Consider the following 19,862-nt stretch of genomic DNA (forward strand, 5'->3'; position numbering starts at 1 on the left):
GCGTTGTTGCCCCAGGGGAAGACGGTGTCGCGGCGAGCCCGACGGGCGGGTCCGTCGGGCGGTGCCGCCGCGTTCGGCGTCCCGTGGAGCCCGAGATCCCGGGCTCCACGGGCAGTGGGGGGCTCACAGGTGTTCGGCGAACCAGTCGCGGGCGGCGGCGGAGGCGATGCCGAAGCCCGGTCCGGTATAGGCCGCGAAGTGGCCACCGGGCACGAACACGATCTTCTTCGGTTCGGCGGCCGTCTGGAAGGCGGAGGCGGCCAGGTTTCCTCCGGTCAGGCCGTCGTCGCGGCCGACGATCATGAGCAGCGGCGTCGGCGTGATCAGCGGCAGGTAGGAGCCGGGCTCGTAGCCGCGGAGCAACTCCAGGCTGCGCAGGGTGACTTCATCGTGCCATTCGGGGGCGAGTCGCTGGCGGGCGTCCGTGAACCAGGCATGGGCGTCCGGGGTGGGGATGCCGGTCACTTGCGCGGGGTCCTCGCCGATCACGGGGATCATCGTGGGGGCATGGCCGCCCGCGCGGGCCCGCCGGTCATCGGAGAAGATCTTGGGGTCGACGACCTGGTTGTTCGCTCGGGCGACGTTGTCGTAGGTGGCGCGTCCGCTGATGAAGGGGGCCTGCCCGCTGACCGCCTTGACCCGCTGGTCGACGGCGGCGACGACGAAGGCGTGCCCACCGGAGAAGCTGCTGCCCCACACACCGATGCGGTCCGGGTCGACTTCGGGGCGGTTCTGAGCGTAGGTGATGGCGTGCTGGTAGTCGCGGATCTGCTCCCAGGGGTCGATCTCGTAGGGGGGCTTGCCCGGCGCGGTGTCCGAGTCGCCGAAGCCGCGGTTGTCCCACACCACCACCGCCATTCCGGCGGCGGCGAACACCTCGGCGAAGCGGTCCAGGTAGATCCTCCGGGTGGCCGACCAGCCGTGCGCCATCACCACGCACGGTGCAGGGCCTGCGGCCCCCTCGGGCTCGTAGAACCAGCCGCGCAGGGTGACGCCCTCGGCGTCGAATTCGATGTCGTGTCGCATGTTCTCACTCAGCCTTACGTTTCCGGGTGGGCCGGTTCTCGGTTCCGGACGGGAGGGAAAGCGGGACGTGCACGGGGACGGGCCGTCCCGCGGGCCCGGTCACTGCCGGGCGGGAAGGGCGATCCCGGTGAGGCCGGCGCAGTAGTCCAGCAGTGCGCGGCCCGCCCGGTGGGAGCGGGCGCCGACGGGGGTGGGGTGGCGGCGCTGGTGGAAGAAGTGCTCTCCGGTGCGCGTGGCGGACGGTTCGTCGCTGACGGCGAGCCATGCCTGGGTGACCGGCCCCAGCGCCAGGTCGTCCGGGGCGCCAGGCCCGCCCATCTTGGTGGGCACCCATCCGGGCTCGACGGAGTTGGACAGCACGCCGGGCCAGTGCTCTGCGACCGCGCGGGCGAGCAGCATGTCGAGCAGCTTGCTGTCGCTGTACGCCTGCGCGCCGTTCCAGAGCCGCCGCGTCCACTGCGGATCGGACAGATCCGCCTGCCCGTGGCGGGCCATGCCCGAACTCAGGTACACCAGCCTGTCCGGTCGTGTGATCAGCGCCGTGAGGACGTACGGGGCCAGGACGTTGACGGCGAACACGTGGCACAGCCCGTCCTCGGTCCCGACGCGGCGCGCTTCCCGGTAGCCGATGCCGGCGTTGTGCACGACGGCGTCGAACCGCCCGCAGGCGTTGGCTCCTTCTGCGACCGCGCGCATTCCGCCGAGCGAGGAGAGGTCTCCGGTCACGACGCCCTCGGCATCGGGCAACGCCGCCCGCGCGTCCTCGCCGCGCTCGGTGTCGCGGGCGTGGAGCGTCACGCCGTGCCCTTGCCGGATAAGCAGCCGGGCCGCCATCAGGCCGAGGCCGTCGGCGGACCCTGTGATCAGAACGCGGGCCATTCCCGTCATCTCCCTTCACCTCAGTGTTGTCTCCACCCTGCGGTCCGCGCGCAGGGCGCGTCCAAGACCTGTTCCAAGCGCTGTGATGCCCTCGCGGCATGGGACCTCGTGGCGCTTCCGGCAGAGCCGCTGCGGGCAGGGCGGCCGGGCGCTTCTCGGCGCGCCGTACCGTCGACGGGCTCGGGCCCCGGCGGCTGTTGCGTACGAAATGCCGGGCACAGCGCGGATCATCCGGTGGTGCCCGGAGGCGTCACCCCACCCGGAGCCGGGCCGCTTCCGCCGGTGAGGCCAGTCCTCCAGGGGCACCGGGTCACGCAAGAGGACGGTGCGGATGACGAACGTACTGCGGGCGTCGATGACATGGGGGATGGCGAGGATGTGGTCCAGCAGCACGCGATCACCGGTGTTCCCGGGGGCTGCCTCATCGGTGGGCAGTATGGCGGTCGCGGCCGGCCGCCCCGGCTGCGGCACGGCGGTGGCCGCGGGGCTGCTCGTCCTCGCGCTGCGCCTGTCCGGAGCGGGGGGCGACACCCGGATCCAGCTGCTTCCGATGGGGTTGCTGCTGGCCCTGCTCGTCGTCGCCGTCGTGGGAAGCGCCGGGTCCGTGCATTCCGGCAACGCCTCCTGGTGGCGGACGGTCCCGTCTCGGCCGCCGCGCTCGGCGCGGTCGCCGTGGTGACGGCCTCCATGACGGTGATGCTTCGGCAGCATCACAGCCGCCCGAACGGGTCTTGGACACCGGTACCGGACACGCCGCAGGCTGTAGGCGATCCCGAAACGAGAGGACGAACGTCATGAAGATCTTCGTCACCGGCGGCTCCGGCTACCTCGGCAATGCGGTCATCGGCGCGCTGCTGAACCACGGCCACACCGTGCGCGCCCTGGCCCGCAGCGAGCACGCCGCACGGGCGGTCCGGGCGCTCGGGGCGGAGCCGGTCCACGGCGGCCTGACCGCCCTGGGGGTGCTCAACGACGCGGCGGCCCACGCCGAGGCGGTCATCCACCTCGCACAGGCCGAGTCGGGCGACGAGGACCTCGCCGCGGCCACCGCGATCCAGGACGGCATCGGCGCCGGAACCTACCTGCATACTGGCGGCACCTGGGTCTACGGCGACACCGGCGGCGTCGTCGACGAGGACGCCCCCTGGAACCCGCCCGCCCTGGTCGCCTGGCGCCGCCCCGTTGAGGACGCCATCCTCGCCCGCGCCGCACGAGGCGGCCGTCCCGTCGTGATCCGGCCCGGCCTGCTCTACGGCGGCGACAATCGCCTCATTGACGTCTTCTTCACCCGGCCTGGCAAGCAGGCCGGGGCCATCGCTCATATCGGCGACGGATCCCAGCACTGGGCCTTGGTGCACGTCGAGGACCTCGCGGAACTCTACGTGGCCGCGCTGCGCGCCCGGCCCGGCTCCGTCTACGCGGGCGTCGGGGGCGTCAACCCGACCTCCCGGGAGTGCGCCGAAGCCATCAGCCGGGGCGTCGGGCTCGGGGGCAAGACTGTCTCCGTCAGCCTGGAGCAGGCGCGCGCGGCCATGGGCGACATCGCCGACGCCTTCGCCCTGGACCAGCAGCTCACCCCGGCACGCGCCCGCGACGAGCTCGGCTGGGTGCCCGCGCGCACCGACCCGCTGGCCCTCTTCGCCCAGGGGTGAGCGATGCCCCGTCCTGGGGCGAGCGCCCTTCTCGTCCGGGTCGGCCTCACCCCACCGGACCCGCGAGCCGCCGGACCCGGCGGGGTATCAAGCGGTCCTACCTTGTTGGTGGGTTGGACGGGCCAGTCGTAAGGTCCGGAGACCCGGAGACTCCGGGTATGGCTGTCAAGCGGTTGCCCTCGATGGTTCACCCCACCTGGCCACCCGGAGTCTCACGACGACTCGGCCGCGGATGAGGAGCTGCGAGCACCTGCGGGTGTATCGCTGAGTAGCACCACGCTGGCGAGGTCGTTCGGGAGAACAACAATCACCGACGGACCGGAGGAACCCGTGCCCCAGATATGGGCGGGCGTGGACATCGGCAAGACCCACCACCACTGCGTGGTCCTGGATGCCGAGGGCAAACGACTGCTGTCGCGCCGCGTGCTGAACGACGAGCCGGAACTGCTGGCTCTGCTCGCCGACGTGCCGACGATCGACGAGGACGCCATCGAGCTGCGTGTCCTCACCAACCGGCGGGCCGACCTGAACGCCGACCGCACCCGACGGATCAACCGCCTGCGTGGTCAACTCACCAGCATTTTGCCGGCGTTGGAGGGAACCCTTGACTTGGGTAACGTCGGCCCGCTGATCCTGCTGACCGGCCCCAGACCCCGGCCGCCCTGCGCCGGACCGGCGCCAAGCGGCTGGAGACCTGGCCGCACAACCGCAAGGTCCGCGGCGCCGAAACTCTGGCCGAAGCTGCCCTCGAAGCGGCCGAGCGCCAGCACACCGCCGTCCCCGGGGAGAAGATCACCGCGCAGGTGATTCACACCCTTGCGAAGGAGGTGATGGGCCTCAACGAGCAGATCGCCGAGATCGACAAGCTCATTGCGGCCCGGTTTCGCGACCACGAACTCGCCGAAGTGATCTCCAGCATGCCCGGCATCGGCCCGCTGCTGGGCGCTGAGTTCCTCGCCGCCACCGCCGGCGACATGAGCCGCTACGGCACCGCCGACCGCCTCGCCGGAGTAGCCCCCGTGCCCCGGGACTCCGGCAACATCAGCGGCAACCTCCACCGCCCCCGGCGCTACCACCGCGGCCTGCAACGCGTCTTCTGCACCTCCGCACTGATCAGCATCCGCAACTGCGACGCATCGCGGCGCTTCTACGAACGCAAGCGCGCCGAAGGCAAACGACACACCCAGGCCGTCCTCGCGCTGACCCGGCGACGGGTCAACGTTCTGTGGGCCCTGATTCATGACGGACGGTGCTACCAACGTGAGCTCCCGGTCACAGCAGCGGCTTGACAACATCATGAGGAGGTGGATGGATACGGATGAGGACGGGAGGCGGAACGGTATGGACGTCGACCTGCGAAAACTGCGGTACTTCGTGGCGGTCGCCGAGGAGCTGCACTTCGGCCGGGCCGCCCAGCGGCTGCACATCGCTCAGCCGGCCCTCTCCCGCCAGGTACGCGCCCTGGAGGACGACCTGAGCGTGGCCCTCTTCCTCCGCGACCGCCGGGGCACCGTCCTTACCCCCGCCGGAGCCCGGCTCCTCGACGAGGCGGGCCCGCTGCTGGCGGCAGCCGAGGCCACGGTGCGCCGGGTCACCGCCGCGGCCGCGGACACCCCGGTGTTCACCATCGGTTTCATGCCCGGCATCACCGTCACCCCCGCCGTGCGGGCGCTCTCCGCCCGCCACCCAAGGCTGAGCGTCCGGTTGCTGCGCACCGGCTGGGAAGATCAGGTGGAGGTCCTGCGCGACGGCCGGGCCGACGTCAGCATCGTGCGCCTGCCGATCGACCAGAAAGGGCTGCGCGTACGGCCCCTGTTCACCGAACCCCGCGTCGCCGTCCTCCCCGCGGACCACCCCCTGGCCGGGAAGTCCGCCCTCACCATCGCCGACCTGGCCGGCGACCACCTCCTGCAAGACCCGGACGCCGTACCGGAGTGGCGGGACATCGCCCAAGAACTGCGCACCGGCGAGCGCCCCGAGGTCCCGCCCATCCACAGCGTGGAGGAGAAACTCGAACTCGTCGCCCGCGGCGCGGGCGTCTGCGTCATCCCGCTCTCCACCGCCACCTTTTACACTCGCCCCGACGTCGTCGCCCTGACCGTCGAGGACCTCGGACCGGGACAGGTCTGCCTGGCCTGGACCGCCACCCGCCGCTCCCGGCTCATCCACGACTTCGCCGACCTGGCAGACTCCCTGGCACCACCTGCCACGGCGTGAGCACCGTCGCCGCCCGCGACCTTCGGATCCTGCAAATGCTTCGCTGGCTTGACGTTGGTCACGCGCACGGTGCCCGCTCGCGTGACCAGCAGAAAGCCCGGCACGTGGCTGCGGACCTTGCCGTCGATCCGCGCGACCAGGCGACACGGCTGGGCAGAGATGCCGCATACCGTGGGATCGAAGTCCGCCAGCAGCAGACGGGCCAGCTCCAGCCGGCTCTCGTAGACCACCTGGCCGCCCGTGGTCGAAGCGGCGTAATCGCCCGAGTAGTGCGCCATCCCGTGTGCTGAACGTACGCGACGCCACGGCTCCGACTCGGCGAAGTCCGCCAATCGCAAATGCGAGAAGGGGAGTTCGCGTACCGATGTGTCTCGGCTACACGGTCGGCATCGCTTCCACCTACCAGGTCACCGACGGGAGTAGCCGCCGGTGGGAGGCCCGCAAAATGATCAGCAAGGTGCGGCCCGGGCAGTGGATGCGCCGGCAGACCGGACACGGCACCAAGGGCACCCGCGAGTATGACTGGGCCTGGCTCGATGTCCGCCCCGACGACGCCCCCGACGAGAACGAGGCCGGTGCGGGGATGAGCGTGCTGGTCGCCCGCCGGCACCGATACACCGGCGAGGTGTCCTCCTTCCGCTGCTGGGCGCCCGGCGATGTTTCGCTCGGCACGCTGGTGGAAGTGATCTGTCGCAGGTGGCGGATTGAGGAGACCGTCCAGCTCGCCAAGGGCTTCACCGCATTCGACCAGGGCCAGGTGACCTGCTGGAATTCCTGGATGCGCTGATCGCTGTTCTCCCTGATCGCCGCCGCCGTCCTCGCCCTCATGGCCACTGCCGCGCAGTCCAGCCCTGCCATCTCGGACCGGCTCATCCCGCTGACCTGTCCCGAACTCATCCGCCTTCTGCGGGCCCTCGTGCTGCCGCCGCCCGTCCGTGACCGTGACCACGTCCTGCACTGGGCCGCCTGGCGCCGCCGGCACCAAGCCATCGCGGCAACCTGCCACCAGCAACGGCACCGCATGAGGGGTGATCCTGGCCCACACATGGCCCACACGCACTGATTCACGCTGGGATTTGTGGGCTCAGGGTGAGACAGGGTGAACACAGAGGGTGCGACTCCGAAGCGGAGTCGCACCCTCTGACCTGCTACTTCTCTGACCTGCTGCGGTGGGTGTGGGATTTGAACCCACGGTGACATCGCTGCCACGACGGTTTTCAAGACCGTTCCCTTAGGCCGCTCGGGCAACCCACCCATGCCCCGCCTACCTGCGACGGAGCGGCTACAGCCTACCGGGCGTGGCAGGTTCGGGGGGACGTTGGTGGGGGTCAGGGGGGCGGGATCCGGGAACGGGGTGGGGGTGGGGCTTCGTTCGGGGTGGTCATCGGTCACCGCCTCACGGGGGCGGGATGAGGAGGCGGAGGGCGAGGGTGGTGATCAGGGTGCTGGAGACCAGGGCGGTGATGAGGCGTCCACGGGTGCCGGTCAGGGTCCGGCCGAGCAGTGCGCCGCTGCCGGCGAGGAACAGTTGCCAGATGGCGGACGCGGTGAAGGCGGCGAGCACGAATATCGCCTGGTCCGTGCGGTGGGGGTCTGCTGCGGGTTGGCTGCCGAGGACGAGTGCGGTGAAGTAGACGACGGCGGTGGGGTTCAGCATCGTGATCCCCAGGAGGCCCAGATAGGCGCGGACGGGGCTCATCGGCGCCTCGTCCGCCCGGGCGGCGGGCCGGTGCTTGCGGTGGTGGTCGATCGCGGTCGCACCGACCCGTACAGCCAGTGCGATGAGCACCAGGGCCGAGGCCCAGCGCAGGGGGAGCATGATCGGCTGGATGGCGTGGGTGAGTGCGGAGCCGCTCGCCACGGCGATCAGGGCGTAGAGGCCGTCGGCGGTCGCGACGCCGAGCGCGGCGCAGACGCCGATCTTGAGTGATGTCCGAGCGGTGAGGGTTACCAGGTATGTCGCGACCGCTCCCACCGGAATGGCGATGCCGAAACCGGCGAGAAGTCCCGCGACCAGAGCGGCGGTCATGGCCGCGCGTGAGTCGGCCTCCGCGGGGAGCCGGGCTGCTGCTGGACCGGCGCCGGTCGAGCGGCGGCGGTCAGCGGCAGGGAGGCAGAAATCGTGGTCATGGGCAGATGGTGGCGACAGCTCGGCGCCTGAGCAACCTCTTTTGGACATGCGGAGAGGCGGGGCACCGGACAGATTCCGGTGCCCCGCCTCAGCCGTGCTTGCGCGGAGCGGTCAGCTCTCGCCCTTGCGTTCGCCCAGGGTGACCTCGACCGTGGACTCCTTGCCGTCGCGCTTGTAGGTCAGGGTGACCTTGTCGCCCGGCTGGTGGGTCCAGATCTCGCTGATCAGGGTCGGGCCGCTGTCGATCGGGGTGCTGTTGAACTTGGTGATGATGTCGCCCGCCTTGAGGCCGGCCTTCGCGGCGGGGCCGTTCGGGGTGACCGCGGGAGCGCCGCCCTCGCCCTGGGGGGAGATCGTGGCGCCCTCGCCGCCCTCTGCCATCGTGACCGTGGCGCCGATCAGCGGGTAGACCGGCTGGCCGGTCCTGATGAGCTGCTTGGCGACGTTCTTCGCCTGGTTGATCGGGATGGCGAAGCCGAGGCCGATGGAGCCCGCCTGCGACTGGCCCATGCCGCCGCTGCCCGCGGACTGGATGGCCGAGTTGATGCCGATGACCGCGCCCCGGGCGTCCAGCAGCGGGCCGCCGGAGTTGCCGGGGTTGATCGAGGCGTCGGTCTGCAGGGCGCTCATGTACGAGTTGCTGGAGCCGGAGCCGTCGCCCGAGGCCACCGGGCGGTTCTTGGCGCTGATGATGCCCGTGGTGACGGTGTTGGAGAGACCGAAGGGGGCGCCGATCGCGATCGTCGAGTCGCCGACCGCGACCCGGTCCGAGTTGCCGAGCGCCAGCGGGGTCAGACCCGCGGGAGCGTTCTTCAGCTTCACCACGGCCACGTCGTAGCCCTCGGCCCGGCCGACGACCTCGGCCGCGTACTTCTTGCCGTTGGAGAAGGTCGCGGTGAGGTCACCGCCGTTGGCCGCGGAGGCCACCACATGGTTGTTGGTGAGGATGTGGCCCTGCTTGTCGTAGACGAAGCCGGTGCCCGTACCGCCCTCACCGTCGCCGCCCTGGGCCTCGATGGTGACCACGCTCGGCAGCGACTTGCCGGCCACCGCCGCGACAGTGCCGGGGTCGCGCTTGAGCTCCTGCGGCGCGTCCTCGGCGGAGACGGTCGTTGAGCCGATCGAGCCGTTGTCACTGCTGTCCGCGGCCCAGTAGCCGATCCCGCCGCCGACACCGCCCGCGATCAGCGCGGCGACGACCACGGTGGCGATCAGCCCGCCCGACCGCTTCCGGGGCGGCTCGTGTCCCGGCACCGGTGCGCCCCAGGAGGGGTCGTTGCCGCCGCCTCCGTAGGAGGGGAGAACGGGCGGGGGCGGCGGCCATCCGGCGCCAGAGGCTTGCGTCGCCGGCGCCTCCGCGGGCACGCCTCCGTCCGGTACCTGCCCCGACGGCGGGACCGGCCCTGACGGCGGCACCTGCCCCGGCGGAGGCGGCGCGGCGGCGTGCGAGGGCTGGGGGGAGTGCCCTGGCTGCTCCGCCGCGGCCGCCGGCTCGTGCGCGGCCTCTCGCGAACCGGACGCCGGCGCGCCCTCAGGAGCGGCATCCGGCACGGGAGGTACGGACGGGGCGGCGGGGACCGCGGTGCCCTCGTTCTCGGTGCTCACAGCTCTTTCTCCTCGGTTCCACATCAGTCTTCGGCAAGAGTTCCGCATAGTTTCGCGGTGCAAGTGTCTGCGGTCAGCTTTTCCCACAGCACGTCAGGCCACTGTAAGCAGGAGCTGTGCGTCTTCTCGCCATCCTTTATTCCCGACAAAACGACCGCACCCGGAATCGACCGGCCGGGGAACCCCGGCCGTTCACCCACCTACCCCCTCACGATGGCACCATGACGCGGTGACTCAAGCACGCCAGCACAGCATCCAGGTCGTCGCCCACCGCGGAGCCTCGGAGGACGCCCCCGAGCACACCCTGGCCGCGTACACGAAAGCCATCGAGGACGGCGCGGACGCCCTTGAGTGTGATGTGCGGCTCACCGCCGACGGCCACCTCGTCTGTGTCCACGACCGCCGCGTGAACCGCACCTCCAACGGACGCGGCGCCGTCTCCGCCCTGGAGCTCGCCGATCTCGCGACACTCGACTTCGGCTCCTGGAAGGACAGCGAGGAGAGCCCGGACTGGCGGGACCGCGAGTTCACCTCCGTACTGACGCTGGAACGCCTGCTGGAACTGGTGGCGGACGCCGGCCGCCCCGTCCAGCTGGCCATCGAGACCAAACACCCGACGCGCTGGGCCGGACAGGTGGAGGAGCGGCTGCTCCACCTGCTGGGGCGGTTCGGGCTGGACGATCCGACGCCGGGCGAGTCGGCCGTACGGATCATGAGTTTCTCGGCCCGCTCGCTGCACCGGATCGCGTCCGCGGCGCCCCGGCTGCCGACCGTCTATCTGATGCAGTTCGTCTCGCCCCGGCTGCGCGACGGGCGGCTGCCGGCCGGCGCGCGGATCGCGGGGCCCGGGATGCGGATCGTCCGCAACCACCCCGGCTACATCGCCCGACTGCACAGAGCGGGCCACCGTGTCCATGTCTGGACGGTGAATGAGCCGGAAGACGTCGACCTCTGTGTCCGCCTCGGAGTGGAGGCGATCATCACCAACCGGCCCAAACAGGTGCTGTCCCAGCTGGGGCGTCTTGCCTGACTTCGCCCGACTCGACCCGTACGGACGGTGACGGGGAGTGCACCGGCGCGTTCAGCCCGTATTCGGCTGTTGCGAATGCGTCGATGGCCGTCGCGTGGCCGGTTTCCGGTCCAAGCCATTGGGGCATTCACACCGTGGCGTGGGGCAAAGGAGGTCTCGGGGGTGGCGTTTGTGGTGGCACAAGAAGTGCCCACGTCGTCATGCATGGCCGTTCCCCATGGCCCTGCGGGCGTGGGTAAAGCGCGGCGCCGGATGCGTGAGCAGTTGAGGCGCAGCGGGGTGTCGGATTCGGTCGTGGACGATGCGGTGCTGATCCTTTCCGAACTCCTCAGCAATGCCTGCCGACATGGCAGACCACTGGGGCGTACGGAAATCGGCGACGGGGACATACGGGCTGCCTGGCGCGTCGACAAGGCGGGCCGACTGACCGTCGAGGTGACGGACGGCGGTGGCCCGACGAGGCCCATTCCGGCCACACCCTCGGTCACGGCGCGTGGTGGCCGCGGGCTCAACATCATCAGCGCCCTGGCCCAGGACTGGGGCGTACGGGACAGCGCTTCCGGCGAAGTCACCGTGTGGGCGCTCATAACGAAGGGGCATCGCCGCGACGATTTTGCTACGCGCGTCACTGGCCCTGAGCTGGGAGGACTCGACGGCCTGGACGGGCTCGGCGGACCGGACGGGCTGGACGGCCTGGAGGGGCTGGACGGGTTGGACGGCCTCGGCTTCGCGGGCGCCTTCGACGACAGGGAGTGACGCGTGCGCTTGCGTACCGGAGTCGCGTACGTAACGGAGTTGCGCTGATCCGTACCGGAGTGCGCCGGGTCGTACCGGAGTACGCCGGGTCCGTACGTACGGCTGTGTGGTGGGCCGCGCGTTCACACGGCGCATTGCGCCCCCGGGATTCCCAGTACGGCTAGGCTCGCGCCGACACCGCACCGCCGCTACCGGGAGAAAGCCACACCATGGCCAAGAAGCGCCCCCAGACGAAGGCCGCGAAGGCGCAGCTGAAGGACGGACCGATTCCGGTGGTGGGGGCCCGCGAGCCCTGCCCGTGCGATTCGGGCCGTCGCTACAAGGCCTGTCACGGCCGGGCCGCCGCGCACGCCGTGACCGAGCTGGTCCAGCGCCCGTTCGAGGGCCTGGCCGGTGAGTGCGACTGGGTCGCGCTGCGCGAGCTGGTGCCCGCCGCGACCGCCGAACTGACCCTCAGGGACGGGCTGCCCGAGGGCGTGCCGTCCGTGACGCTGGCGACCGTCCTGCCGATGGCGTGGCCCGCGCTGCGCCGTGACGACGGCTCCGTACTGCTCGCGCTCCAGAACGACACCTCGTCCGGCGACCTCAGCCGCGACCTCGCCGACACGCTCCGGCGTGCGCTGGTGGCCGAGCCCGGCAGTCCGGTCGCCGCCCAGCGGGTGCCGGCCGACGGTCCGCGACTGCAGGATCTGCTCGACCCCCAGGCCGACTTCACGCCGGTCGTGCACTCCGGATTCGAGTTCTGGGTGCCGGACGCGGAGAACTCCTCGGCCGAGGTGTCCGCGTCCCTGGAGCGGGCCAACGCCGCCGCGATCCCGACCGCCCTGCTCTCCGGCACGGACGCCGCGTACTGGTGCGAGACGCCGGAGAAGAACCATCTGCGCTGGGTGATGCCGTACCCCGAGGAGAAGCTGCTGGACGCGCTCGCCCGGCTGCACGCGGCGGGCACGTCGAGCCTCGGTGAGGGAACGCGCCTGGTCGGCTCCTTCCGGGCGCACGGCCTGACCGTGCCGGTGTGGGACCTGCCGAGCGCGATGGGCGCGGAGGAGTGCGAGAAGCCGGCGGCGGAGTTCGCTGAGCGGCTGGCGGCGGCGCTCGCCGTCGACGCGCCGCTGACCGGGGACGAGCGCCGGGCGCGCGGCGGGCTCACCAACCGCCAAGTCACGCTCAGCTGACCGTGATGTCGGCGGTATCGGTGGCGGTATCGGTGCAGGTATCGGTGGCGGTATCGGTGCAGGTATCGGTGGCGGTTTCAGCGGCGGAGGCAATGCGAGGGCAGCGGTGGCAGTACCGGTGGTGGTGACATCCGCCACGGAGGATCGGTGACACCTGTCACACCTCCCTGTATCCGCCGGTAATTCATTGTCCGAATACACCGGATCGAATTTGCTAACTGCCGATCTCTTGTTACCGTTCTAGAAGCCCGGTCGCTGGTGCATCCCCCGTCGCCAGCGACCGGGCGTCTGCGTTCCCAAGGGAGTGCGGCGCGTCAGGCGGATGAGTCAACAGACCGCCACGCATGGGGAGTTACTCCCGGACCGCGGTGGCAACGATCCGATCCTCCCGCCGGTGCGGCCGCCCCCGAACGGTGTGAACTCCGCCACCGTCATGTATTCCTCGGTCTCCGGAAAGAGCGAAGCGCCCCGGTCCGGATCGATCCGGACCGGGGCGCGAACATCTCTCACGCGGCGGTAACCCTGTGGCGGTACGGACAGTTGTCAGTACGCGAGCCGACTGCCGCCGTCCGGCGCGCTGGTGCTCGCCTCGACGAGCGCGTCCACGACCGCCTCCACATCCGGCAGCCATGGCGCCGCCGAGCCGGGCAGGGGCGCCCGCTCCCAGCGGACCTGTCCGCCGGCCGCCTCGGACGGCGGCAGTACGAGATACCCGCCCTCCCCGTGGAACCGCAGCGAACTGGGCACCCAGTCCTTGCTGTAGAGCAGCTCACCGAGCCGTTCGAGGGTGTACGGGGCCACCAGCAGCGACCAGCGGGTGGGCGTCGCGACGACCGGCCCGAGCCGCATGCCCATCCGGTCCAGTTCCTCCAGCGCGCGAGCGCCGACGACGGCCGGCAGGCTCACCGCGCACGGGGCGCCGCCGCCGGTGGCCATGACGATCGGAGCCGTAGGACGGTTGTTCCACCACCAGCGCACCATGCGCTCGTCGGTGGTCGCCGCGAGCAGTCCGGGGTCGAAGGGGTGCGCGCCGGGTACGACGCATTCGAGGTCGGGGCAGGCGCAGCCGGGACCGCGCGTACCGCGTCCGTCAGCCGCCTTCAGACCGGCGCCCGGGAGTACGGGCCATCTCCACGCAGTGGCGCAGGTGAGCGCCGCGTCGAGCTGGGCAGGCCTCCCCTTGCCGAATCGGAGCCTGCGTCGCCTTCCGAGGATCTCGCGCATGAGCGCTCGTTCCTTTCCGTTGAACGCCGAGGTCCACATGACACTGACACCATGTGTGTGCATCACTTCACCGTGCGTACATTCGACGCTGAGCCGCCCCTTGCCGGAGGCATGGACAGACCCTCTTGGCCTGCGGCGCGTCGCGCCGTCCCTGGGCCGAGCACGGACTGTCTTCATTAAACGCGTGGCGAGGGGTGGCGTGCGCATGGCGCTTGTTGTCCCGCTGTACTTTTCTCGCCAGTCCGGGGGATGAGGCGTGGCCTACGGCGGTTAAGACGCCTGGACCTGCCGCCAGGTTCCGGGGCGGTCCCAACTGCCCCTGTCCGTCACCGTTTACGTACCCATCACGTTCGGAATGACGCTCCGCCCGGGCCGCGTTCGAACTCAGCCCTGGATGACTCCCTGTTGAGCGCCCTCAGTCGATCGTAAAACCTCGCGAGGGGGGTCATTTTTCAGTCACGTTAATCGTCTCACAGACACCTACCTTTCCGCCCTGACAATGCTGGACATTGCATCAGTTGTACGTGTACATGTGGATGTATTGATAGCCGCGCAGAATGACATGGGGGTTTGCGATGCTATTGAGCGAAAAGAACCAGTCGGAAGACCAGACGTCATGAGCGCCCCGAACATGCCGAAAGTGGCTGGAATCGATCCCATCGTCCCTGCCCCCGCGCACACTACGTCTCCCTTCGACGACCTCCCGGCCGCGCCGGGCACGCTGATCCAGGACCGGCTGGCCGGCTGGGTCTCCGATCTGACCACCCTCCATGAACTCACTGAACGCCTGGCCAGGACAGGTTCCCTGGATGACGCACTTCATGAACTGCTGCGCGCCGGCGCGTCCCTGGTAGGCGCACGCCGGGGGCTGGTCGTTCTCGAACCGGCCGACGGCCTGGGGCCCGCCATCACCCTCGGACTGGGACTCGCGCACGCCGATCTCGGCCATCTGGAGACCGTGCCGCGCTGCGCCACCTCGTACGGCCGACTGCTCGACAGCTCCACCGCGCGGGCCGATCCCGTGGCCGTCCCCGATCTGCTCGGGGACGCGGAACTGGACCCGCGCCAGCGCGACGTCGCGGCGCGGCTGGGCTACGGAGCGAGCTACGCCGTGCCGCTGGCGGATGACACCGCGTCAGGTACGTCGGGCACGGAAGGTACGTCGAGCAGGGAAGGCGCTTCGGGCGCGGCTTCCGGAAAGCTCGGTGCGGCCGTCTGGCTGTACGACGAACCCACGGAACCGGTGGCGCGCCAGCGCCATCTGGTCGGCCTCTACGCCCGGTACGCCGGCGCGCAGCTCGCCCGGCTGCTGGAGCTGGAACGGGCCCGTACGCACGTGGCCGTCATCACCGAGGAACTGCTCCCCAGCAGGCTTCCCCGGATCCCCGGCGTACAGCTCGCCGCGCGCCATCGCACGGGACCGCGCGGCGGCGGTGACTGGTACGACGTGCTGCCGCTGCCCGAAGGCACCCTGGGCCTGGCCGTCGGCTCGGTCAGCGGTTCGGGGCCCAGCGCGGTGGCCGCGATGGGACGGCTGCGCGCCTCTTTGCGCGCGTACGCCGTGATGGAGGGCGAGGACCCCGTCGCCGTACTCTCCGATCTGGAGATGCTGCTGCGGCTGACCGACCCCGCGCGTACGGCCACCGCTCTCTTCGCCTACGCCGAACCCGCTCTGCGCAAGATCGTGCTGGCCGGGGCCGGGCACGCCCCTCCGCTGATCGTCGGAGAGCGGCGCACCGAGTTCGTCGAGACGTCGCTGTCCGCGCCGCTGGGGATGCTCGCCTGCTGGGAGGCGCCGAGCGTGGAGCTGTTTGCCGCGCCGGGCGAAACGGTGCTGCTCTACACGGACGGGCTGCTGCGGCGTACCGGCGATCCCATGGACCGGGCCTTTGCCCGGCTGCGCGCGGCGGCGGCGAGCGTGCCCACGACCCTCAGGGGCGATCCCGGAGCGGTCGCCGACCATGTGCTGCGGACCGTACTGCCGGACGGGCTCGGCGCGGCCGGTTCGGGTGATGACATCGTGCTGCTCGCCGCCCGGTTTGACTGACTCCTGACGGATTCCTCACAAGGGCCCCGGGCCGTGTTCCCTTCGCACATACGATGGAAAGACCGTCCAGTTTCGTAGCCGTATGAGGAGAAGACGTGGCTGAGGAGCTCAATCCGGAGACCCCGGAGACCTCGGAAACAGAAGCAGAGCCGATCAAGCAGCGGAAGAACGGACTGTACCCGGGCGTGTCCGACGAGCTCGCAGAGAACATGAAGTCAGGCTGGGCCGACACCGAGTTGCACGGCCTGGAGCCGATCGCGCAGGCGTCCCACACCGCCGCCCGCCGCGCGGCCCTCTCCGCGCGCTTCCCGGGCGAGCGGCTGGTGATCCCCGCGGGCAACCTCAAGACCCGGTCCAACGACACCGAGTACGCCTTCCGCGCCTCCACCGAGTACGCGTACCTCACTGGCGACCAGACCCAGGACGGCGTCCTCGTACTGGAACCGAAGATCGACGGGCACGACGCGACGGTCTATCTGCTGCCGCGTTCCAACCGTGAGAACGGCGAGTTCTGGCTCGACGGCCAGGGCGAGCTGTGGGTCGGCCGCCGCCACTCCCTCGCCGAGGCCGAGCAGGTGCTGGGCATCCCCGCCAAGGACGTACGCGAGCTGGCCGCCGCCCTCAAGGACGGCACGGGCCCGGTCCGTAACGTCCGGGGGCACGACGCCGGCGTCGAGGCCGCGCTGACCGACAAGGTCACCGCCGAGCGCGACGAAGAGCTGCGCGTGTACCTCTCCGAGGCGCGCGCCGTGAAGGACGCGTTCGAGATCGGCGAGCTGCAGAAGGCCGTGGACTCCACCGTCCGGGGCTTCGAGGACGTCGTGAAGATCCTCGACAAGGCCGAGGCGACCAGCGAGCGCTACATCGAGGGCACGTTCTTCCTGCGCGCCCGTGTCGAGGGCAACGACATCGGCTACGGCTCGATCTGCGCGGCGGGACCGCACGCCACCACCCTGCACTGGGTGCGCAACGACGGCGACGTACGCCCCGGCGACCTGCTGCTGCTCGACGCCGGCGTGGAGACGCACACCCTCTACACCGCGGATGTCACGCGCACGCTGCCCATCGACGGCCGCTACAGCGAGATCCAGCGGAAGATCTACGACGCGGTGTACGAGTCGCAGGAAGCCGGCATCGCGGCGGTGCGGCCCGGCGCGAAGTACCGGGACTTCCATGACGCGTCGCAGCACGTCCTCGCCGAAAAGCTCGTCGAGTGGGGTCTGCTGGAGGGTCCGGTCGAGAAGGTCCTGGAGCTGGGGCTCCAGCGCCGCTGGACCCTGCACGGCACCGGCCACATGCTCGGCCTGGACGTCCACGACTGCGCGGCCGCGCGCAGGGAGGCGTACGTGGACGGGACGCTGGAGCCGGGGATGTGCCTCACCGTCGAACCGGGGCTCTACTTCCAGGCCGATGATCTGACCGTGCCCGAGGAGTACCGCGGCATCGGCGTCCGGATCGAGGACGACATCGTGGTCACGGAGGACGGCAACCGGAACCTGTCCGCCGGGCTGCCGCGTCAGGCCGACGAGGTCGAGGCCTGGATGGCCGGCCTCAAGCAGGCCTGACCGGACCTGCCGCGCCCGGTGTCTCGCACCGGCGTTCGCAGGCCGGTGCCATGCGCCCGTGCCGCGCGCCGGGCCCGCGCCGGAGGGCGCTCCGCTCCGAGCTCACACGGCTCCGAGCAGGGCGCCCTCCTCCCGCAGGGCGCCCTCCCGCCACTTCAGGATCTTGTCGAAGCTGACCACCGCGCCGTGCCCCGGCCGGTTACGGAAATCCACATGATCGGCGAGCTGCTCGATCAGACACAGCCCCCTGCCGTTCTCAGCCGTGGGAGGGGGCACGGGCGTGGCACGCCGCACCATCCGCCGGGCCGGAAACCCCGGACCGGAATCGGCCACTTCGATACGGCACTTCTCCCCGTCCAGATACGCGGTCACCCGGAAGCCCCCAGGAGCCTCACCGGACGCTCCGTCCCCGCCGTGCTCGACGGCGTTCGCACAGGCTTCGGTGAGGGCGACGGACAAGTCGTAGGAGATGTCAGGGTCCACACCCGCGGTCTCCATGGCGCCGAGCAGAAGGCGACGGGCGAGCGGAACGCTCGCGGCTTCGCGCCGCAAGTGGAGTGACCACCAGATGCTCATGCTCCAGCCTCCTGGCTGCCGCTTGACATACCGATACGTATTGCCCCTCCCGGCGGGTTGTAAGCACGCGGTTGGCGTGATAGCGCTCATTCGGCGGACGCGTGTGCGGCGCACGGCGATCTACGGCGGCGCGGGGGACAGAGCGTGACCTTCCGGACCTGCCCTCCGGCGCCCGCGGCCGCAGTGCGATGATGACCCGGCCATGTCTCCCGTCGCACGTGCCGGAGCCGCTCCGCGGCTGCTGAGGGCCGCGGTGTTCACCGCGGTCTGTGTCGTGCTGTCCGCGACGGGACACGTACTGGCCGCCTGCGCGCCCGTCCCCTGGTGGACCCTGGTCCTCGGCTTCCTGGGTGTGTTCGCCGTCGCCGCTCCGCTCGCCGGACGCACGCGCTCGACGGCATCCATCGTGACCGCCCTGACGGGCGGGCAACTCGCCCTGCACAGCGTGTTCGGCCTCGGCCAGCAGCACCTGTCGGTGCCGGCCGGCACCGACGACGCGCTGATCAGAATGGCCGCCAAACTGGTCTGCGGAGCGGGCCCCGCCTCGCTTAGCCCTCTCGACGCCCAGCGGATCGTCACCAACGCGGGGATCACTCCGCCGGGTTCGGCAAGCGCCCATCAGCACATGACCCCGGGCCTGGCGCCCATGATCGGCCCCGCGGCCTCCGCCGACGGACTGCTGCCCTCCCTCCCCATGGTGCTCGGGCACCTGCTGGCCGCCCTCGCGACCGGCTGGCTGCTCCGCCGCGGGGATCTCGCCCTTCTGCGCCTCGCCCAGCTCTCGGCGCACGGCATCGGCGAAGTCACGGAAAGCGCGCCGCTGCGCGCCCTGCGCGCCGCCCTCGCTCTCGTACGGGTCCTGCGCGCCGGACTGCCCGGCGTACCCGCCCCCGAGGCGCGCGCCCCGCACGCTTCGTACGGCACTCCCCCGGTACCGGCCGGGGAGACACTCCAGCACACGGTGATCAGGCGCGGCCCTCCGGCCGGCCTCGCTCTCGCAGCCTGACGCGACGCACTCCGCACGGACGGGAGTGATGTCGCGATGCCGTCACGCATCCGCGTCGCGGCGTCCCAGCCTGATCACCTTCTCCCTTCACACCGTGGAGTGTTCTGTGTTCTCAGCCAAGAACGTCACTCGCGCCTTTGTCGCCGGCTCCCTCGCCACCACCGCCCTTCTGCTGCTGGCGGGCCCCGCCTCCGCGCACGTCAGCGTGCAGCCGCAGGGCGAGGCCGCCAAGGGCGGCTACGCCACGATCAACTTCAAGGTCCCCAACGAGCGCGACGACTCCTCCACCACCAAGGTCGAGGTGAACTTCCCGACCGACCACCCGCTGGCGTCCGTCATGCCGCAGCCCGTGCCCGGCTGGAAGATCGTCGTCACCAAGAGCAAGCTCGCCAAGCCGCTGGAGATGCACGGCAACACCATCACCGAGGCCGTCTCCAAGGTCACCTGGACCGCGGACGGCGGCAAGATCGGACCGGGACAGTTCCAGCAGTTCCCGCTCTCCGTCGGACAGCTCCCCGAGGACGCCGACCAGCTGGTCTTCAAGGCCCTCCAGACGTACGACAACAAGGACGTCGTCCGCTGGATCGAGGAGCCCAAGGAAGGCGCGCCCGAGCCCGAGAGCCCGGCGCCCGTCCTCAAGCTGACCGCGGCCACCGGGGACGAGCACGGCGCCGCGGCCGACGAGGCCACCGCCGAGACCGCCTCGAAGGACGACGCGAAGACCGGCGGGACGAAGACGGACGACGCGAAGACCGAGACGGCCTCCGCGGAGAGCAGCGACGGCACCGCCCGTGTCCTCGGCATCGTCGGCATCGTCGTCGGCGTGGTCGGGGTGGCCTTCGGGGTCCTGGCCGGCCGGCGCCGTACCGCCGCCTGACACAGCAGCACCACGCACCAGGCACCACGCACCGGAAGCACCACGCACCTGAGGCACGCGAGGCCGGGACACCCCGGCCCCGCGTGCCGGTGCCCC

16 protein-coding genes, 1 tRNA gene and 3 pseudogenes are annotated in these 19,862 nt (G+C 70.7%); 12 read left to right on the plus strand and 8 right to left on the minus strand.

The window, feature by feature from the left end:
* Positions 1–123: 123 nt before the first annotated feature.
* Both ACZ6MZ_RS00825 and ACZ6MZ_RS00830 read right to left on the minus strand, forming a co-directional pair.
* On the minus strand, positions 124–1,026 hold the full coding sequence (locus ACZ6MZ_RS00825) for an alpha/beta hydrolase (protein ID WP_469348986.1): 903 nt from the start codon (positions 1,024–1,026) through the stop codon (positions 124–126).
* A gap of 99 nt (positions 1,027–1,125) precedes the next feature.
* Complete coding sequence (locus ACZ6MZ_RS00830) at positions 1,126–1,905, minus strand: SDR family NAD(P)-dependent oxidoreductase (protein WP_469348988.1); 780 nt, start codon at positions 1,903–1,905, stop codon at positions 1,126–1,128.
* Between the two features lie 436 nt (positions 1,906–2,341).
* Here ACZ6MZ_RS00830 and ACZ6MZ_RS00835 point away from each other — a divergent pair, with 436 nt between their 5' ends.
* The 4 genes and pseudogenes from ACZ6MZ_RS00835 to ACZ6MZ_RS00850 all read left to right on the plus strand — a co-directional run bounded on the left by ACZ6MZ_RS00835 (position 2,342) and on the right by ACZ6MZ_RS00850 (position 5,774).
* Positions 2,342–2,584, plus strand: a complete 243-nt coding sequence (locus ACZ6MZ_RS00835) for a hypothetical protein (protein ID WP_469348990.1) — start codon at positions 2,342–2,344, stop codon at positions 2,582–2,584.
* Positions 2,585–2,699: 115 nt separating this feature from the next.
* A complete protein-coding gene (locus tag ACZ6MZ_RS00840; RefSeq protein ID WP_469348992.1) occupies positions 2,700–3,557 on the plus strand; it encodes an NAD-dependent epimerase/dehydratase family protein in 858 nt (285 codons plus the stop codon).
* Between the two features lie 330 nt (positions 3,558–3,887).
* Positions 3,888–4,846: pseudogene (locus ACZ6MZ_RS00845) on the plus strand (IS110 family transposase).
* Positions 4,847–4,898: 52 nt separating this feature from the next.
* A complete protein-coding gene (locus tag ACZ6MZ_RS00850) occupies positions 4,899–5,774 on the plus strand; it encodes a LysR family transcriptional regulator (RefSeq protein WP_469349618.1) in 876 nt (291 codons plus the stop codon).
* A gap of 26 nt (positions 5,775–5,800) precedes the next feature.
* On the opposite strand, the pseudogene ACZ6MZ_RS00855 reads toward ACZ6MZ_RS00850, so the two are convergent.
* Positions 5,801–6,112 (minus strand): annotated as a pseudogene (locus tag ACZ6MZ_RS00855) (TnsA-like heteromeric transposase endonuclease subunit); the annotation flags it as partial.
* A 5-nt stretch (positions 6,113–6,117) separates the two neighbouring features.
* Between ACZ6MZ_RS00855 and ACZ6MZ_RS00860 the strand changes: the two are divergent.
* Positions 6,118–6,837 (plus strand): annotated as a pseudogene (locus ACZ6MZ_RS00860) (IS701 family transposase); the annotation flags it as partial.
* A 104-nt stretch (positions 6,838–6,941) separates the two neighbouring features.
* On the opposite strand, the gene ACZ6MZ_RS00865 reads toward ACZ6MZ_RS00860, so the two are convergent.
* The 3 genes from ACZ6MZ_RS00865 to ACZ6MZ_RS00875 all read right to left on the minus strand — a co-directional run bounded on the left by ACZ6MZ_RS00865 (position 6,942) and on the right by ACZ6MZ_RS00875 (position 9,510).
* A tRNA-Ser gene (locus tag ACZ6MZ_RS00865) sits at positions 6,942–7,028 on the minus strand.
* 142 nt (positions 7,029–7,170) lie between these two features.
* Positions 7,171–7,803: a LysE/ArgO family amino acid transporter gene (locus ACZ6MZ_RS00870; protein WP_469348993.1), complete on the minus strand. Its 633-nt coding sequence runs from the start codon at positions 7,801–7,803 to the stop codon at positions 7,171–7,173.
* A 213-nt stretch (positions 7,804–8,016) separates the two neighbouring features.
* Positions 8,017–9,510 (minus strand): S1C family serine protease, encoded by a 1,494-nt coding sequence (locus ACZ6MZ_RS00875; RefSeq protein ID WP_469348995.1) that lies wholly within the window; start codon positions 9,508–9,510, stop codon positions 8,017–8,019.
* A gap of 229 nt (positions 9,511–9,739) precedes the next feature.
* Here ACZ6MZ_RS00875 and ACZ6MZ_RS00880 point away from each other — a divergent pair, with 229 nt between their 5' ends.
* The 3 genes from ACZ6MZ_RS00880 to ACZ6MZ_RS00890 all read left to right on the plus strand — a co-directional run bounded on the left by ACZ6MZ_RS00880 (position 9,740) and on the right by ACZ6MZ_RS00890 (position 12,471).
* Positions 9,740–10,540: a glycerophosphodiester phosphodiesterase gene (locus ACZ6MZ_RS00880; RefSeq protein ID WP_384178076.1), complete on the plus strand. Its 801-nt coding sequence runs from the start codon at positions 9,740–9,742 to the stop codon at positions 10,538–10,540.
* 75 nt (positions 10,541–10,615) lie between these two features.
* On the plus strand, positions 10,616–11,296 hold the full coding sequence (locus ACZ6MZ_RS00885; protein WP_469348997.1) for an ATP-binding protein: 681 nt from the start codon (positions 10,616–10,618) through the stop codon (positions 11,294–11,296).
* 209 nt (positions 11,297–11,505) lie between these two features.
* The gene (locus ACZ6MZ_RS00890) at positions 11,506–12,471 is read left to right on the plus strand and encodes a DUF5926 family protein (RefSeq protein WP_389787787.1); all 966 of its coding nucleotides are present in this window, start codon (positions 11,506–11,508) and stop codon (positions 12,469–12,471) included.
* A 543-nt stretch (positions 12,472–13,014) separates the two neighbouring features.
* On the opposite strand, the gene ACZ6MZ_RS00895 is transcribed toward ACZ6MZ_RS00890, so the two are convergent.
* A complete protein-coding gene (locus tag ACZ6MZ_RS00895; protein ID WP_384178085.1) occupies positions 13,015–13,695 on the minus strand; it encodes a bifunctional DNA primase/polymerase in 681 nt (226 codons plus the stop codon).
* Between the two features lie 499 nt (positions 13,696–14,194).
* Here ACZ6MZ_RS00895 and ACZ6MZ_RS00900 point away from each other — a divergent pair, with 499 nt between their 5' ends.
* Together ACZ6MZ_RS00900 and ACZ6MZ_RS00905 are read left to right on the plus strand one after the other, a co-directional pair.
* Positions 14,195–15,742 carry a PP2C family protein-serine/threonine phosphatase gene (locus tag ACZ6MZ_RS00900; protein ID WP_469349000.1) on the plus strand — a complete coding sequence of 516 codons (1,548 nt, stop codon included), beginning with the start codon at positions 14,195–14,197 and terminating at the stop codon, positions 15,740–15,742.
* A 95-nt stretch (positions 15,743–15,837) separates the two neighbouring features.
* On the plus strand, positions 15,838–17,307 hold the full coding sequence (locus ACZ6MZ_RS00905) for an aminopeptidase P family protein (RefSeq protein WP_469349002.1): 1,470 nt from the start codon (positions 15,838–15,840) through the stop codon (positions 17,305–17,307).
* Positions 17,308–17,409: 102 nt separating this feature from the next.
* Here the strand turns inward: ACZ6MZ_RS00905 and ACZ6MZ_RS00910 are convergent, their stop codons facing one another.
* Positions 17,410–17,883 (minus strand): ATP-binding protein, encoded by a 474-nt coding sequence (locus ACZ6MZ_RS00910; RefSeq protein ID WP_389787783.1) that lies wholly within the window; start codon positions 17,881–17,883, stop codon positions 17,410–17,412.
* Between the two features lie 202 nt (positions 17,884–18,085).
* On the opposite strand from ACZ6MZ_RS00910, the gene ACZ6MZ_RS00915 reads away from it, so the two are divergent.
* Together ACZ6MZ_RS00915 and ACZ6MZ_RS00920 are read left to right on the plus strand one after the other, a co-directional pair.
* The gene (locus ACZ6MZ_RS00915) at positions 18,086–18,889 is read left to right on the plus strand and encodes a hypothetical protein (RefSeq protein ID WP_469349004.1); all 804 of its coding nucleotides are present in this window, start codon (positions 18,086–18,088) and stop codon (positions 18,887–18,889) included.
* Positions 18,890–18,995: 106 nt separating this feature from the next.
* Positions 18,996–19,766: a YcnI family copper-binding membrane protein gene (locus tag ACZ6MZ_RS00920; protein ID WP_469349006.1), complete on the plus strand. Its 771-nt coding sequence runs from the start codon at positions 18,996–18,998 to the stop codon at positions 19,764–19,766.
* The last annotated feature ends 96 nt before the right edge of the window (positions 19,767–19,862 follow it).

Source organism: Streptomyces sp. NPDC042201, assembly GCF_055582185.1.

Bases quoted from the DNA above. Each gene is read 5' to 3' on its own strand.
- ACZ6MZ_RS00850 (WP_469349618.1), top strand. From the start codon at position 4,899: ATGGACGTCGACCTGCGAAAACTGCGGTACTTCGTGGCGGTCGCCGAG.
- ACZ6MZ_RS00910 (WP_389787783.1), bottom strand. From the start codon at position 17,883: ATGAGCATCTGGTGGTCACTCCACTTGCGGCGCGAAGCCGCGAGCGTT.
- ACZ6MZ_RS00835 (WP_469348990.1), top strand. From the start codon at position 2,342: ATGGCGGTCGCGGCCGGCCGCCCCGGCTGCGGCACGGCGGTGGCCGCG.
- ACZ6MZ_RS00890 (WP_389787787.1), top strand. From the start codon at position 11,506: ATGGCCAAGAAGCGCCCCCAGACGAAGGCCGCGAAGGCGCAGCTGAAG.
- ACZ6MZ_RS00870 (WP_469348993.1), bottom strand. From the start codon at position 7,803: ATGACCGCCGCTCTGGTCGCGGGACTTCTCGCCGGTTTCGGCATCGCC.
- ACZ6MZ_RS00885 (WP_469348997.1), top strand. From the start codon at position 10,616: ATGCGTCGATGGCCGTCGCGTGGCCGGTTTCCGGTCCAAGCCATTGGG.
- ACZ6MZ_RS00825 (WP_469348986.1), bottom strand. From the start codon at position 1,026: ATGCGACACGACATCGAATTCGACGCCGAGGGCGTCACCCTGCGCGGC.
- ACZ6MZ_RS00900 (WP_469349000.1), top strand. From the start codon at position 14,195: ATGCTGGACATTGCATCAGTTGTACGTGTACATGTGGATGTATTGATA.
- ACZ6MZ_RS00915 (WP_469349004.1), top strand. From the start codon at position 18,086: ATGTCTCCCGTCGCACGTGCCGGAGCCGCTCCGCGGCTGCTGAGGGCC.
- ACZ6MZ_RS00895 (WP_384178085.1), bottom strand. From the start codon at position 13,695: ATGCGCGAGATCCTCGGAAGGCGACGCAGGCTCCGATTCGGCAAGGGG.
- ACZ6MZ_RS00830 (WP_469348988.1), bottom strand. From the start codon at position 1,905: ATGGCCCGCGTTCTGATCACAGGGTCCGCCGACGGCCTCGGCCTGATG.
- ACZ6MZ_RS00840 (WP_469348992.1), top strand. From the start codon at position 2,700: ATGAAGATCTTCGTCACCGGCGGCTCCGGCTACCTCGGCAATGCGGTC.